At 65.2% G+C, this 14,583-nt stretch carries 13 protein-coding genes; all 13 read right to left on the reverse strand.

Annotation, left to right across the window (positions count from 1 at the left end; all coding sequences use genetic code 11):
* Window positions 1-12: 12 nt before the first annotated feature.
* The gene (gyrA, locus tag QMG84_RS10390) at window positions 13-2,739 is read right to left on the reverse strand and encodes a DNA gyrase subunit A (protein ID WP_281927714.1); all 2,727 of its coding nucleotides are present in this window, start codon (window positions 2,737-2,739) and stop codon (window positions 13-15) included.
* Window positions 2,740-3,166: 427 nt separating this feature from the next.
* Window positions 3,167-5,452, reverse strand: coding sequence for a DUF2167 domain-containing protein (locus tag QMG84_RS10395; protein ID WP_281927716.1), 2,286 nt, complete (start codon window positions 5,450-5,452; stop codon window positions 3,167-3,169).
* Window positions 5,453-5,580: 128 nt separating this feature from the next.
* Window positions 5,581-5,949, reverse strand: a complete 369-nt coding sequence (locus QMG84_RS10400; RefSeq protein ID WP_202071802.1) for a HesB/IscA family protein — start codon at window positions 5,947-5,949, stop codon at window positions 5,581-5,583.
* A 10-nt stretch (window positions 5,950-5,959) separates the two neighbouring features.
* Window positions 5,960-6,382: a VOC family protein gene (locus tag QMG84_RS10405; protein ID WP_281927719.1), complete on the reverse strand. Its 423-nt coding sequence runs from the start codon at window positions 6,380-6,382 to the stop codon at window positions 5,960-5,962.
* 31 nt (window positions 6,383-6,413) lie between these two features.
* Window positions 6,414-6,800 (reverse strand): SUF system Fe-S cluster assembly protein, encoded by a 387-nt coding sequence (locus QMG84_RS10410; protein ID WP_202071804.1) that lies wholly within the window; start codon window positions 6,798-6,800, stop codon window positions 6,414-6,416.
* A gap of 16 nt (window positions 6,801-6,816) precedes the next feature.
* A complete protein-coding gene (locus QMG84_RS10415) occupies window positions 6,817-8,058 on the reverse strand; it encodes a cysteine desulfurase (RefSeq protein WP_281927721.1) in 1,242 nt (413 codons plus the stop codon).
* Entirely contained in the window at window positions 8,055-9,344 is a 1,290-nt protein-coding gene (gene sufD, locus QMG84_RS10420; RefSeq protein ID WP_281927723.1) for a Fe-S cluster assembly protein SufD, read from the reverse strand. Before sufD ends, QMG84_RS10415 begins: the two co-directional genes overlap by 4 nt.
* Window positions 9,345-9,347: 3 nt before the next feature.
* Window positions 9,348-10,100, reverse strand: coding sequence for a Fe-S cluster assembly ATPase SufC (gene sufC, locus QMG84_RS10425; RefSeq protein ID WP_281927725.1), 753 nt, complete (start codon window positions 10,098-10,100; stop codon window positions 9,348-9,350).
* Between the two features lie 40 nt (window positions 10,101-10,140).
* Complete coding sequence (locus QMG84_RS10430) at window positions 10,141-10,425, reverse strand: type II toxin-antitoxin system RelE/ParE family toxin (RefSeq protein WP_281927727.1); 285 nt, start codon at window positions 10,423-10,425, stop codon at window positions 10,141-10,143.
* Between the two features lie 6 nt (window positions 10,426-10,431).
* Complete coding sequence (locus QMG84_RS10435; RefSeq protein ID WP_281927729.1) at window positions 10,432-10,695, reverse strand: ribbon-helix-helix domain-containing protein; 264 nt, start codon at window positions 10,693-10,695, stop codon at window positions 10,432-10,434.
* Window positions 10,692-12,161 carry a Fe-S cluster assembly protein SufB gene (sufB, locus tag QMG84_RS10440; protein ID WP_202071808.1) on the reverse strand — a complete coding sequence of 490 codons (1,470 nt, stop codon included), beginning with the start codon at window positions 12,159-12,161 and terminating at the stop codon, window positions 10,692-10,694. The genes QMG84_RS10435 and sufB overlap by 4 nt, the downstream gene beginning before the upstream one ends.
* A gap of 62 nt (window positions 12,162-12,223) precedes the next feature.
* Entirely contained in the window at window positions 12,224-13,384 is a 1,161-nt protein-coding gene (locus tag QMG84_RS10445) for a cysteine desulfurase family protein (RefSeq protein WP_281927732.1), read from the reverse strand.
* A 100-nt stretch (window positions 13,385-13,484) separates the two neighbouring features.
* Complete coding sequence (locus QMG84_RS10450) at window positions 13,485-14,552, reverse strand: hypothetical protein (RefSeq protein ID WP_281927734.1); 1,068 nt, start codon at window positions 14,550-14,552, stop codon at window positions 13,485-13,487.
* Window positions 14,553-14,583: the final 31 nt, after the last annotated feature.

Genomic DNA, 14,583 nt, shown 5'->3' on the forward strand with positions numbered 1-14,583 from the left:
TGATTTCAATTTTCAAGCAGGACTCTCGTCGTCATCCTCACCCACATCCCCAATATGCTCCACCGACACCACGCGCTCATCCGCAGCGGTGTTGAACACGATCACGCCCTGCGCGCCACGTCCCGCGACTCTAATCCCTCCCACCGGGCAGCGGATCAACTGGCCGCCGTCGGTGACGAGCATGATCTCGTCGTCCTGCCCCACGGGGAATGAGGCGACGAGCTTGCCGTTTCGCGCGTTCACCGCCATGGCGACGATGCCTTTGCCGCCACGGCCGGTGATGCGATACTCATAGGAAGACGTGCGCTTGCCGAAGCCGTTTTCCGAGACCGTCAGAATGATCTGCTCGGCGGCCTGCATGGCCGCAAAACGCTCGTCGGAGAGCTCGACGGCGCCAGCCGCCTCCTCGGTGTCGGCGCCGGCGTCCGGCGCGACATCCTCGCCCATGCGGCGGCGCAGGGCGCTCGCCTTTTTGAGATAGGACGAGCGCTCGTCGGGCGTCGCCTCGAAATGTTTCAGGATCGAGAGCGAGATGATGCGATCGCCCTCGGCGAGCGACACGCCGCGCACGCCCATGGAGGTGCGGCCCTGGAAGACGCGCACTTCCGGCACGGCGAAGCGGATGCATTGGCCGTCGCGCGTGGTGAGCAGAATGTCGTCGGCTTCCGTCGCCGTGGCGACGTCGACGATGGCTTCGCCCTCATCGAGCTTCATGGCGATGAGGCCGTTGCGGCGCACCTCGCAGAAGTCCGAAAGCTTGTTGCGCCGAACTGTGCCGCCGGTCGTGGCGAAGATGACGTCGAGCGTCGCCCAGCTCGATTCGTCCTCGGGCAGCGGCATGATGGTGGTGATGCGCTCGCCCGCCTCCAGCGGCAGCATGTTGACGAGCGCCTTGCCGCGCGCCTGCGGCGCCGCGAGCGGCAGCCGCCAGACCTTTTCCTTATAGGCCTTGCCGCGCGAGGAGAAGAACAGCACCGGCGTATGCGTATTGGCGACGAAGAGGCGGTGGACGAAATCCTCCTCCTTCATCTGCATGCCGGAGCGGCCCTTGCCGCCGCGCCTTTGCGCGCGATAGGTCGAGAGCGGCACGCGCTTGATGTAGCCGGCGTGCGAGACGGTGACGACCATGTCTTCGCGGGCGATGAGGTCTTCGTCCTCGACCTCGCCGTCGGCCTCGGTGATCTGCGTGCGGCGCGGGGTGGCGTAAGCCTCCTTCACCGCCAGCATCTCGTCCTTGACGATGCCGAAGAGCTTTTCGCGCGAGCCCAGTATTTCCAGATATTCTGCGATCTCGGCGGCGAGCTTGTTGAGCGCTTCCGCGATTTCCTCGCGGCCGAGCGCCGTGAGGCGCTGCAGGCGCAGATCGAGAATGGCGCGGGCCTGCGCTTCCGACAGGCGGATCGTGCCGTCGTCGGCGAGCTTGTGGCGCGGATCGGCGATGAGCGCGACGAGCGGTGCCATGTCCTTCGCCGGCCAGTCGCGCGCCATCAAGGCTTCGCGCGCGGCGGCCGCATCGGGCGAGGTGCGGATGAGGCGGATGACTTCGTCGATATTCGCCACCGCAATGGCCAGGCCGACCTGCAGATGGGCGTTGTCGCGCGCCTTGTTCAGGCGGAACTTGGTGCGGCGGGTGACGACGGTTTCGCGGAAATCCACGAAGGCGCGCAGCACGTCATGGAGCGTCAGCAGCTCCGGCCGGCCGCCGTTGAGCGCGATCATATTCACCGCGAAGCTCGACTGCAGCGCGGTGTGGCGCCAGAGCTGGTTCAGCACGACGTCGGCGACCGCCTCGCGCTTCAGCTCGATCACGATGCGCATGCCCTCGCGGTCGGACTCGTCGCGCAGATCGGAGATGCCCTCGATCTTCTTTTCCTTGACCAGCTCCGCAATGCGCTCGATCAGCGCCGCCTTGTTCACCTGATAGGGAATTTCGGTGAAGATGATCGCCTCGCGCTCCTTGCGCAGCGTCTCGATCTCCGCCTTGGCGCGCATGATGATCGAGCCGCGCCCGGTCGCATAGGCGTTGCGGATGCCGCCGCGCCCGAGGATCGTCGCGGCGGTCGGGAAGTCCGGGCCGGGCACGATCTCCATCAGCTCGGCGACCGTCATGTCCGGCCTGTCGATCAGCGCGATGCAGGCGTCGATGACTTCGCCGAGATTATGCGGCGGGATATTGGTCGCCATGCCGACGGCGATGCCGCCGGCGCCATTGACGAGGAGATTGGGGAAGCGCGCCGGAAGGACTGTCGGCTCGTGCTCCTTGCCGTCGTAATTCGGCTGGAAGTCGACCGTGCCTTCGTCGATGTCCTCGAGCAGCGCGAGTGCGGGCTTGGCGAGGCGCGACTCGGTGTAACGCATGGCCGCCGGCGGGTCGTTGTCGACCGAGCCGAAATTCCCCTGCCCGTCGATGAGCATGAGCCGCATCGAAAAGGGCTGCGCCATGCGCACCAGCGCGTCATAGATCGCGGCGTCGCCATGCGGGTGATATTTACCCATGACGTCGCCGACGATGCGCGCCGATTTCACGTAAGGCTTGTCCGGCGTGTGCCCGTTCTCGTGCATCGAGAACATGATGCGGCGATGCACGGGCTTCAGGCCGTCGCGAACGTCCGGCAGCGCGCGGCTCACGATCACGCTCATCGCGTAATCGAGATAGCTGCGCTTCATCTCGTCGGCGATGGAAACCGGCCTGATGTCGGACTTTTCGGAGTCGTCTTTTTTCGTGTCGTCGTCGGCCAAGGGCGCGCCAATCCCAAATTATAGGTACAGGCTACTCCTATAGGCGATTCGAGCCGCCCGCGCCAGCCGCGGCGGGCAGAAAACATCCTTCTAAACCAATATCTTATTAGATATCCCCCGCAAAATCCAGGCCGAAGAGGCGTTTAGCTTGCGCAGGGAGAAGGGAATACTCTCAGAAAATTGAAACTGCGAGGCAATCAGGGCGGAAAGCGCCCAAGACCGAAAAGCCCGGCCATGGGCGCGGCCGGGCCGGGAGAGCCTATTATGCGATCCGCAAGATTGGTTGCTGTCGTTCCCGACGCTCGCGAAGCGAGCGATCGGGAATCCAGAGCAGAACCAGCGCTTTTGCGGCTCTTCATTCCCGGTCGGGCTTTCAGCCCGCCGGGAATGACATGACCCTAAGCGAGCTATTCAAACGGAAATAGTATTACTCTTCGGTAGCGAGACGCGCGCGCGCCGCCTCGATGGCCGCAGAGTCCGCGGCTCCGGGCTCCATAAGCCCAAAACCGCCGTCCTCGGCCGCAACCTGCGAAGCGGCCGGAGCGACATCGTCGACGGCGTGCTGCGGCTCGGCAATCTGCACGCCGTTCTGCCCCGGCTCGATCAGTTCGGGTTCCAGAAGGCCCTCCGCAGGCGCCTTTTCCGGCTCATGATCCACGATCAACGGCGCAACGAATTCTTCGGCCACCGCAACCGCCGCGCCTCCCGACGTCCGGGGCGTCCTGACGATGCGCGCGACATTCACCGGCGGAGGCGGCGCCTCCTCGCTTGTGCGGCGCATCCGGGCGGCCAGCTTCTTGAGCGCCGATACGGGCTCTTCTTCCGAAACGCCATTTGATACGGCGTCAGCCCGCGGCGCGGTTTTCGATTTCTGAAGCTTTCTCGCCTCGAGAAGGCCCGCAAATCTGCTTTTGAGAGCGCTCAGGGTGGAATCCAGTCGCGAATCTCCACCAGGAGCCGACTCCAACGCTCTCTCGGTCTTCTTTGCGAAACGCGCATGCAGCGACGGCAAGAGACGCGCGAAAAGCGACGCGGGAGCCTGTTTTGCCGTTTCGCTCGTTTCCGGGAGAAGCACTTCGCCGGGAGCGGACTCTGCTTCCTGCTGTTGCGCTTCTTCTTTGCCGGCCTCTTCGCGGCGGCGTTTCAGGTAAACATAGAGGCCGAGCGCGATTGCTCCGAAGAGCGCCGGATAGAGAAGGCCTGAAATGCGATCGAGGATCGACGGGGCCGGAGCCCCCTCCTCAGCCGCCGCCAGGACGGGCTTGACCGTCTTCGCCGCGACGTCGCGCGTCAGGAGATCCGCCGCCGAATAGGGCGCGACCGGGTCGGCAGCGGCGTCGAATTCCTCATAGGTCGCGCCGTGGTCGAAAACGATCGTCTCAGCGAGCGCAGCCGCTTCGTTCTTCAGGCGCTCGGCCATCTCGCCACCATCGGCCAGGCCGACCTTGATCGCGCCATTGCGCCCGAGCGCCCAGGCCTCGCAATTGAAAAAGCCGTCCTGCCCGTTCTGACTATTCGGGGTGGAAATATTCGCGCAGGCGGACAAGCGGCCCTTGGCGTCGAGCGTCGGCGGCGTGAGCCAGCCGTCGAGCGTCACTGGCGGCTCGCCGGCCCGCGCACGTTGGGCGTTGATCTCCGGCAGGCTCGCCTGGAAGGCCGCGAGCAATTCGTCCGCCTTCAGCGACTCGGGCGCGCCGGTCTTGATGTAGCCGTCCTCGACAAGCTCTACGGGCGCAAGCCATTCCAGCCCGCCGCCCGCCGGCGCGATCATCCCTTGGATGCCGGCGCGCCATTCGAGCCCGGCTTCCTTGGCGAGCTTTTTGGCGGCTTCGGGCGGAAGGAAGATACGGCCTGCCGGCAGCCACAGTGTCGCCCGGTCGGCGAGGCGCACCTGCGCGGGGCCGACGACGCCCTCGGCAACGATGGCGCCGACGCGGGCTTCGAGATCGTCCTGCGGCGGCGTCTCGGCGCCCTGACCGGCGTTCTCTGCCTCCTCGGCAGGCGCGGCGGCCTCTGGAGTCTGGATCGCCACTCCGGCATCCGCGGTTTCCGGCGCGGGCGCTTGGGCGGCAAGCGGCGGCTCCTCGTGCACCGTTGGATCGAGGCTCGGGACAAGCGCGGGAGCCGCGGCGCCGCCTTGCAGGTCGATCGCCTTCTGGTCGAAGGCGGCGGGCGGCGCGCTCAAGGCGGCGATGCTCTTGCGCGGCGGGTTCAGGATCATGATCGGCGGGCCGATCGGCGCCGGCTCTACGATCGTCGGCGCTTGCGCGACGACCGGCTCTTCTGCAGGCGTCGCGGCTTCCTGGGCGGCCGGCGCCGCTTCTGGCGTGGCAGGATGCTCGGCGATGTTCGGCCTTGCAGGCTTTGCCGCCTCTGCAACCGGAGGCTGGGCAGGCTGGGCGGGCGCCGCTTGCACAGCGGCGCCCGGCGCCAATGTGGGCTTCAGCTCCGGTTTCGCGGCGACGGCGGGGCTTGGTTGCTCGACAGGCTTCGGCGCTGGCTTGGACGCCTGCGCGGCGCCCTTGACCGGCTTCAAAGGCGCCATCTCGAAAATAATGTCCTGCGTCGAATTCGGCGCCATCGGCGCCATTTCGTAAATCACATCCTCGCCCACACGCCGTCCGTCGCGCGCGAGGCCCTGCGATGGGACCAGGGACAGTGCGGCCAGGAGGGCGACGCTCGACGCGACGACGGGTGGTTTGGAAACGGACATCGAGACGGCTCCGGGACGCACAAAACGCACTGCCGGAGCTTTGGCCCTCGATGTTGAAGAAAGCGCTATTTATCAGTCGCGGAGAAAAGCAAACGCATTGTCAGCGTTAATGAAGCGTGTAGGCGCCGTTACGCCGTCGGGGCGAGGCTGGAGGGGTCCGCCTCTTTCAACTCGACGCTCTCGCCGCAGCCGCAGGCGGAGGTCTGGTTGGGGTTCTCGAAGACGAAAGACGACTCGAATTGCGTGGTCTTCACGTCCATTGTCGTCCCGAGCAGATAAAGCACGGCCTTGGAGTCGACGATGACGCGGCCGCCGTCGAAATCGATCACCTCGTCGCCCGGCTCCGGCTCGGTCAGCGCCATTCGATAGGCGACGCCGGCGCAGCCGCTCTTCTCGAGCGAGACACGAAGCCCGACGCCTGGTTCGGATTTGGCCAACAGGCCGCGCACGCGCTCGGCGGCGGCGGGGCTAACATTCATCACGCTCGGTGCCGACATCTCTTCATCCTCAATAGTTCGCCCAGATACCGGGGCTCGCAAGCTCTACAAGGTGGTCGTCGGGATCGCGGAAATAAAGGCTGATCCCACCGCGTGGCCATTGCATTCGCGCTTCGATCTCGACGCCATGCTCGGCGAGGCGGTTCTCCCATGCGGGAATTTCATCCGCTTCGACGGCAAAAGCCAAATGCGCCGGTCCCGATCCGTCATGCGGCGGAATGCGCCCGCCCGGCAAATCCACCGGCTCCAAGGTTGCGCCGCGCTTGAAGAGCAGCAGCACGCTCACCGGACCGCAATCGAGCGCCCACATGCGGCTGTCTTGCGCCATGGGCGTGAGGCCGAGCGTTTCCTCATAGAAGCGCCCGGCCCGCGCGAGATCTTCGACGTAGACGGCTGTCTCCAGAACCTTTGGTTTCAACCGCGGCGTAAACATGACATCCCGCGCCCGCCTTGGCGCATTCCACTCAGAACATGTCGAGCGTGACGCGCGCCTCGTCCGACATGCGGCTCTGATCCCACGGGGGGTCGAACACGAGATTGACCTTGACGTCGCTGACGCCGGGCACTGTGTTCACCGCATTCTTGACCCATATGGGCATTTCGCCGGCGACGGGACAGCCCGGCGCCGTCAGCGTCATGTCGATTTCGACCACGCCTTCGTCGGAAATGTCGATCCGATAGACGAGTCCCAGCTCGTAAATGTCAGCCGGAATCTCAGGGTCGTAGACCGTCTTCAGCGCCTTGACGACTTCGTCCGCAAGGCTGTCGCCCGCTACCGCTTTCGTTGTGCGCTCATCCGCAGCCACAGGATCGACGCTTTCCGTTTCGCTTGTTTTAAGAGCTTCGCTCATCAGCACGAGAACCTCCTCACGCGAAAAGTTTTTGAGCTTTAAGCAAAGCGTCTGCCAAACGATCTACCTCGTCACGCGTATTATAGAGCGCGAAGGAAGCGCGGCAGGTCGAGGTGACGCCGAAGTGCGACAGCAGCGGCATGGCGCAATGCGTGCCGGCGCGCACTGCGACACCGGAGCGATCGATGATCGTGGCGACGTCATGCGCATGGGCGGCCGCCATCTCGAAAGCGACAATCGGCCCCTTGTCGGGCGCATTGCCGAAGATGCGCAGCCCCTCGATCTCCGAGAGACGCTGCTGCGCGTAAGCGGTGAGCTGCGCCTCATGCGCGCGGATCGCGCCGCGGCCGATGCTCTCGATATAATCCAGCGCGGCGGCGAGGCCCACGGCCTGAGCGATCGGCGGCGTGCCGGCCTCGAAGCGATGCGGCGGCGCGTTGTAAGTCACCGTATCGCGCGTGACGGTTTCGATCATCTCGCCGCCGCCGGCGAAGGGCGGCAGGCTCTCGAGCCACTTCCTCTTGCCGTAAACGGCGCCGATGCCCGTGGGCCCATAGAGCTTGTGGCCGGTGACGACGTAGAAATCGACGTCGAGCGCCTGAACATCCACATCGAGATGCACCGCGCCCTGAGAGCCATCCACGCAGACCGGCACGCCATGGGCATGGGCAATGCGCGCGATTTCGGCGATCGGCGTCGGGGCCGCGACGACATTCGACATATGGGTGACCGCGACGATCTTCGTGCGATCGGAGATCATCTTCTCGAAGGCGTCGAGATCGATCACGCCATTGTCGTCCGGCACGATCCATTTGATCACCGCGCCCTTGCGTTCCCGCAGGAAGTGCCAGGGCACGATATTGGAGTGGTGCTCCATCAGCGAGACGATGATCTCGTCGCCTTCGCCAATATGGGCGAGCCCATAGGAGGAGGCGACGAGATTGAGCGCTTCGGTCGCGCCGCGGGTGAAAATGATCTCTTCCGTCGAAGGGGCGTTGAGGAAACGCCGCAAGGTCTCGCGGGCGCCCTCATAGCCTTCCGTCGCGGCGTTGGCGAGATAATGCAGGCCGCGATGGACGTTGGCGTATTCATGCTCGTAGAAATGCGTCAGCCGCTCGATCACCGCGCGCGGCTTCTGCGCCGAAGCGGCGTTGTCCAGATAGGCGAGCGGCTTGCCATAGGGCCGCTCGGCCAGGATCGGGAAATCCGCGCGGACCGCCTCGACGTCGTAGAGTTTCAAGGGCGCCTGCTCATTCATTTGGATCTCGCCGCTAGCCAGGAGGAGATGCGTTCGACGAGATAGCCGCGCAACGTCTCGTCTTCGAGCCCTGCGAAAGCCTCGTTGGCGAAGCCTTCGATGAGGAGCGATTCCGCCGCATAGCGCGGAATGCCGCGCGCCATGAGATAAAAAAGCTGCTCCTTGTCGAGCCGTCCGCATGTGGCGCCATGGCCGCATTGGACATCGTCGGCGAAGATCTCGAGCTCCGGCTTGTTGTTCATGGTCGCGCCGTCGGAAAGCAGGATCGCTTTCGACTGCATGACGCCGTCGGTCTTCTGCGCATGCGGCCGCACGACGATCTTGCCCTGGAAGACGCCGGTTCCCTGCTCGTCGATGATGTTCCGGAACGCTTCGCGGCTCTCGCCGTTCGGGAAGGCGTGATCGACGACGAGTGTCGTATCCGCATGCTGGCGCCCGCGCGCGAGCGTCGCGCCATTGAGCGCAACCTTCGCCCGCTCGCCGTCGAGACGAGCGAAGATTTGCCGGCGCAACAGCCCCGCGCCTTCGATCAGCGCATAGGAGTTGAGGCTCGCGCCTTCGTCGAGATGCGCGAGCAGGCTCATGACGCGCACGAGCTTGTCGCCCTGCCCTGAGGCCAGCGTCACCAGATCGAGCGTGGCGCCGGAGGCGAGCCTCACGATGAGCGTCTGATTATCCTGTGCGGGCGCCGCGGTGAGCGCGCCGGCCGTCTCGACGATCGTCGCCTTGGCGTCCTTGCCCAGGATAACGAGCGAGCGGGTGAAGCTCGACTGCGCCTCCGGGGAGGACACATAGCTCGCCAGCTCGATCTTCTTTTCCAGCGTCACGCCGGCGGCGATGCGCAGGATCACGCCGTCCTGCATCAGCGCGGCGTTCATCGCGACCATGGGGTCTTGCGCCTGCACGTCGTCACTCGCGACGAGCGCCATGACGCCCGGCGCGCCCTGCGCCAGCGCCTCGCGCAGCGGCTGGATCTTCACGCCTTCCGGCAGCGAGGCGAGATCCGAGAGGTCCGCTCGAAACACGCCGTCGAGCGTGACGAGCCGCACCGTCCCAGCCGCGGCCGGCAGTTCCGCCGCGCCCGCCGGGGCGGGAGCGATCGGCGCGGGCTTGGCGAGCGCGGCCTTGAGGTCGGTGTAATGCCAGGCCTCGACGCGCCGGTTCGGCAGGCCCTTGGCGGCGAAGGCTTCCCAGGCCGCCTGACGCAGGCTGGCGGCGCCCTTGCTCTTCATCGTTTCGAAGAGCGCGGAGAAAGCGGTGTCGGCTTCTGTCGCGAGCTTGATCATGGCTTACGCCGCCTCTTCAGCCAGATATTCCTGATAGCCGCGGTCTTCGAGCTCGAGCGCCAGCTCCGGCCCGCCCGAGCGCTGGATAACGCCCTTGGCCATCACATGCACCGTATCCGGCTTGATGTAATCGAGGAGGCGTTGATAGTGGGTGATGACCAGGAAGGAGCGCTGCGGCGAGCGCAGCGAATTGACGCCTTCCGAGACGACGCGCAGCGCGTCGATGTCGAGGCCCGAGTCGGTCTCGTCGAGAATGCCGAATTTCGGCTGAAGCAGCGCCATCTGCAGAATATCCATGCGCTTCTTCTCGCCGCCGGAAAAGCCGGAGTTCAGCGGCCGGCGCAGCATCTCCTGGCTGACGCCGAGCTTGGCGGACGCTTCCTTCACAGCCTTCATGAATTCCGGCGTCTCCAGCTCGGGCTCGCCGCGCAGGCGGCGCTGGGCGTTCATCGCCGCCTTGAGGAAGGTCATGGTGGCGACGCCGGGAATTTCGACCGGATATTGGAAAGCGAGGAAGATGCCCTTGGCGGCGCGCTCATGCGGCTCGAGATCGAGGACGTTCTCGCCGTCGAGCAGCACTTCGCCTTCCGTGATCTCATAGCCCTCGCGGCCGGAGATCACATAGGAAAGGGTCGATTTGCCGGTGCCATTCGGTCCCATGATGGCGGCGACCTCGCCGTCCTTCACGGTGAGGTTGAGGCCCTTGAGAATTTTCCGGTCGCCGACCGAAACGTGGAGGTTTTTGATTTCGAGCATTATGCGAGTCCTTGCCAATAGGGGGAGGGGCGCAGGCGCGCTACAGGATTTCCGGCATGCGGCGACGCGTATGCAGGTAGCGAAGAATTTCGACGTGCTCCGAATGCACGCGGTAGAAGACGGCCCATGAGCCCGCCAATGTGCTGCGAACGCCGTCCCCAAGGTCCTGTCGCAGGCGTCCGATCGCGGGGTTGCGCGTGACGAGTTCTGATTTCGCGACCAGCAGATCGAAGATCCGGTCCGCAGCCGCCTCGTTGTCCTTGGCGATGAAGTTCCATATCTCGATCAAATCCTGTTCGGCTCGCGCGGAGCGGCGAAGTTGCATTTGCGCTTACGCGCCATGGAAACGACGTCGCGCCTCCGCGCGGATGTCTTCGAAAGTTTCGAAACGACCGGGACCGCTCTCGACGCCTTCCTGGATGAGACGCCGCAGTTCCTCGACGCCGATCGCATCAGCCTGTCTCTGAGCGCGCCATTCCTCGACCGCGCCAAGAACCGCGTCAGTCTCGCTCGCATATTCGCCGCGCCCAACCGCGGCCGATATCTCGGCCGCCAGATCATCTGGGAGAGAGAGATGAACGACACGTCCGCTCATCCCACGCTCCCTTCCAGCGAGATCGAGATCAGCTTCTGCGCCTCGACCGCGAATTCCATCGGAAGCTGCTGCAGCACGTCGCGCACGAAGCCGTTCACGATCAGCGCCGTCGCCTCTTCCGCCGACAGTCCGCGCTGCTGAGCGTAGAAGAGCTGATCCTCAGAGATTTTCGAGGTCGTCGCTTCATGCTCAAACTGCGCGCTCGGGTTCTTCGACTCGATATAGGGAACCGTATGCGCGCCGCAGTCGTGGCCGACCAGCAGGCTGTCGCATTGGGTGAAGTTGCGCGCGCCTTCCGCCTTGCGATGCGCAGACACCTGCCCGCGATAGGTGTTCTGCGACTTGCCGGCCGAAATGCCCTTGGAGACGATGCGGCTCTTGGTGTTGCGGCCCAAGTGGATCATCTTGGTGCCGCTGTCGACCTGCTGATGGCCGTTCGACACCGCGATCGAATAGAACTCGCCCTGGCTATCGTCGCCGCGCAGGATGCAGGACGGATATTTCCAGGTGATGGCCGAGCCCGTCTCCACCTGCGTCCAGCTAATATGCGAGTTGCGGCCGCGGCAGTCGCCGCGCTTGGTGACGAAGTTGTAAATGCCGCCCCTGCCCTCGCTGTCGCCGGGGTACCAGTTCTGCACCGTCGAATATTTGATCTCGGCGTCGTCGAGCGCCACCAGCTCGACAACGGCCGCGTGCAACTGGTTCTCGTCGCGCTTGGGCGCCGTGCAGCCTTCGAGATAGCTGACATAAGAGCCCGCGTCGGCGATGATCAGCGTGCGCTCGAACTGCCCCGTCTTCTGCTCATTGATGCGGAAGTAGGTGGACAGCTCCATCGGACAGCGCACGCCCTTCGGCACATAGACGAAGGAGCCGTCGGAGAAGACAGCGCTGTTCAGCGTCGCGTAGAAATTATCGGTCACCGGCACGACCGAGCCGAGATATTTGCGCACCAGCTCGGGATGCGTCTTCACGGCCTCGGAGATCGGGCAGAAGATCACGCCCGCCTTGCCGAGCTCCTCTTTGAAGGTCGTCGCGACCGACACCGAGTCGAAGACCGCGTCCACAGCGACCTTGCGCGTCTCGACGCCCGCGAGGATTTCCTGCTCCTTGAGCGGAATGCCGAGCTTCTCATAGGTGCGCAGCAGCTCCGGATCGACCTCGTCGAGCGTCTTGGGCCCGGGCGTCGACTTCGGCGCGGCGTAGTAGTAGAGGTCTTGATAGTCGATCGGCGGATAATGGACCCGCGCCCAGTTGGGCTCTTCCATGGTCAGCCAGCGGCGATACGCCTCCAGCCGCCATTCGGTGAGCCACTCGGGTTCGTTCTTCTTGGCGGAGATGAAGCGAACGATGTCTTCGCTCAGGCCCTTGGGGGCCTTCTCGGACTCGATCTCCGTCGTAAAGCCATACTTGTAGGCGTCGACGTCGATTTCCTCGACGCGCGCAACGGTCTCCTGACGAGCCGCCATCTTCTCTCTCTCCTCGCCACGACGGGTTCAAGGTCCGCCGGCCGATGCGGTTCCAGCCTTTTTCAGGCGCCGGAACGCCGCGACCTGATACGGTCCACGACCTCCGCAAGAACCATTCCAAACTGTTCTACATCCTCTTGCCGCGTAGACCAACCCAGGCTGGCGCGCAGCGCCTCTTTTTCGGGCGCCCCCATCGCCGCGAGGACGTGGGACTCGCGGACCTTGCCCGAAGAGCAGGCAGAGCCGCTGGAGACCGCGACGCCCGCAAGGTCCAGCGCCATCAACAGCGTATGCGCAGGAATGCCCGGTATCGCGAAGGCGCTGACGCTGCCGACGCGATGCGCGCCTCTGCCGAAAAAGCGAACATCGGTCACAATCCCCGCGATTCGGCTCTCCAGCGCGTCGCGCAGGGCGCCAAGACGCGTGTTTTCGCTCGGGACCCCTTGGAGCGCGGCCGTGAAAGCCGCCGAGAAACCGGCGATTGCAGGGACATTCTCGGTTCCGGCCCGGCGGCCGAACTCCTGCCCGCCGCCCTTCACCAGCGCATCCGATATGTGGAGGCCATCTTGCGCCGCCGCAAGCGCCCCCGCCCCCAATGGACCGCCGAGCTTATGTGAGGAAAAGAACAAAAAATCTGCGCCGGTGCTTTTGAAGGTTGTCTCTATTCTGCCAATCGCCTGGGTTGCGTCGCAAATGAGGAGGCCGCCCGCCGCATGGACCCGTTCGGCGGCCTCGTAAACGGGCTGAATCACGCCCGTTTCGTTGTTTACCGCTTGAAGCGCGACGAGGACGCGCTTGCCGCGAGAGCGCGCCAGCGCCGCCTCCAGAGCGGCGAGCGACAGCGCCCCCGCCGGCGTCAACGCGATCCGCTCGACGGCCTGAGCAGGAAAGCGATGGCCCATCAAAACCGCTGGATGCTCCCCGGCGCCGACGAGCAGAACCTCGATCGGCACCGTTTCGCTTCCGCGCTGCAACATGGGCGTGAGGACGAGATTGGCGGCCTCGGTCGCGCCGCTCGTGAAGGCGACATTGCGGGGGGCTGTTCCGAGCCCCTTGGCGATCGCCGCCCGCGCCTGCTCCAGCACCGCCTTCGCTGCGCGCCCCTCGGCATGGACCGAGGAAGCGTTCCCCGGCGCCTCCATCGCCGCCAGCATCGCCGCCCGCGCGGCCGGGCGCAGGGGCGAGGTGGCGTTGTGGTCGAGATAGATGCGGTTTTTGGACATGACGCTGATTTACGCTCTCTCGGCCGCGGACGGGAGAGGCCGGGCGCGCAATCTCGCCACTCTCCATCGCTTGCGGGTCGAGACGACCGTCAGACCGCAGTTAATTCCAAAGCAGTCGGCGCCGCCCGAGCCAGAACCCGAACCGCTGCGCTAGAACCCCCAGCCCCAGCAGGGAAGCCGCCAACCCCATGACCGCGTTTGCGGCAGTCACGGCGAGGCCGCCGAAGATCAGCGCCCCGCGACCAAGCGTCGCCAAAATCGCCCGCGTCGCGGAGCCCTCTACTTGCGCGAGCTTCGCCGCCTTGCCGAATTCTGCGGCGTCTTCGGCGATGGCGAGCGCGTCCTTCACCCCGCCAGCCCCAGCGCGGCGAAAGAGGGTCGCGGCGTCTTTGTCGAGCGCGCGGAAACCGGCGAGCGCGCCAGGCCGGACGACTTTGGCGGCTGCGGCGCGCGCCAGGGCGAGATCGAGCTTCGCTCCGGCGGAGACGCCTGCGGCAAGCGCCTCGCGGCCAACGGCCTTCGCCGCGGCGGCGGTCAGCGCCTTGGCCAGAGGCGCGGAAAGGCGCCCGGCCCTTTGCGCGCCTTTCACCATGGTCAGGCCATAGCGCGCCGGGAGCAAGGCGCCAACGCTCGACCAGGTGGCGGCGGAAAGCGCCAGGCCCGTTGCAGCGAGGCCGACGACAAGCGCGTCCGGCTCCTCGTTCCGGTCCAGCTTTTTCGCTTCGTTCCAAAGATCGCGCAGATCGCCGTAGCCTGTGAGGTCGCCGACCAGCGCCCCCGCGAAACCGGCGCCATTTTCGCGCGCGCCTTGAAGGAAGCCTTCCGAAAAATCCTCGACTGCCTTCTCTCGCGCCCGCGTGTGAAGCGCGGAAAGGCGCGCGTGCTGTTCCGGGGACGCAGCAAATCCGCGCCTGGCCCCGAGCTCGATGAAGCTCTCCGCTAATTCTTCATCCCGAGCGGCGAGCGCTGCGTCGAGGCCGGCAGCGAACCGCGTGGATGTGAACATCTGATCGAGCCGCGCCTCGGCGAGCGCGACAGGATCGTCCTTGCTCGCGGCGAGGCGGAAGCTCTCCAGCGCGGGCGCAAAGTTCCCCGCCGCGAACCAAAGCAGCAACGACGCAACGGCAAAGAAGAGGGGCGCGCGGGCGCGCAAGAGGTTGCAGTTCATGCACAAAGATTTAAGCGCTCGCCCACGGCGC

Source organism: Methylocystis iwaonis (assembly GCF_027925385.1).
GTDB classification, from domain to species: Bacteria; Pseudomonadota; Alphaproteobacteria; order Rhizobiales; family Beijerinckiaceae; genus Methylocystis; species Methylocystis iwaonis.

Bases quoted from the DNA above. Each gene is read 5' to 3' on its own strand.
- QMG84_RS10415 (WP_281927721.1), bottom strand. From the start codon at position 8,058: ATGAATGAGCAGGCGCCCTTGAAACTCTACGACGTCGAGGCGGTCCGC.
- QMG84_RS10435 (WP_281927729.1), bottom strand. From the start codon at position 10,695: ATGAGCGGACGTGTCGTTCATCTCTCTCTCCCAGATGATCTGGCGGCC.
- sufC (WP_281927725.1), bottom strand. From the start codon at position 10,100: ATGCTCGAAATCAAAAACCTCCACGTTTCGGTCGGCGACCGGAAAATT.
- sufD (WP_281927723.1), bottom strand. From the start codon at position 9,344: ATGATCAAGCTCGCGACAGAAGCCGACACCGCTTTCTCCGCGCTCTTC.
- sufB (WP_202071808.1), bottom strand. From the start codon at position 12,161: ATGGCGGCTCGTCAGGAGACCGTTGCGCGCGTCGAGGAAATCGACGTC.
- QMG84_RS10445 (WP_281927732.1), bottom strand. From the start codon at position 13,384: ATGTCCAAAAACCGCATCTATCTCGACCACAACGCCACCTCGCCCCTG.
- QMG84_RS10430 (WP_281927727.1), bottom strand. From the start codon at position 10,425: ATGCAACTTCGCCGCTCCGCGCGAGCCGAACAGGATTTGATCGAGATA.
- QMG84_RS10400 (WP_202071802.1), bottom strand. From the start codon at position 5,949: ATGTCGGCACCGAGCGTGATGAATGTTAGCCCCGCCGCCGCCGAGCGC.
- QMG84_RS10395 (WP_281927716.1), bottom strand. From the start codon at position 5,452: ATGTCCGTTTCCAAACCACCCGTCGTCGCGTCGAGCGTCGCCCTCCTG.
- QMG84_RS10450 (WP_281927734.1), bottom strand. From the start codon at position 14,552: ATGAACTGCAACCTCTTGCGCGCCCGCGCGCCCCTCTTCTTTGCCGTT.
- QMG84_RS10405 (WP_281927719.1), bottom strand. From the start codon at position 6,382: ATGTTTACGCCGCGGTTGAAACCAAAGGTTCTGGAGACAGCCGTCTAC.
- QMG84_RS10410 (WP_202071804.1), bottom strand. From the start codon at position 6,800: ATGAGCGAAGCTCTTAAAACAAGCGAAACGGAAAGCGTCGATCCTGTG.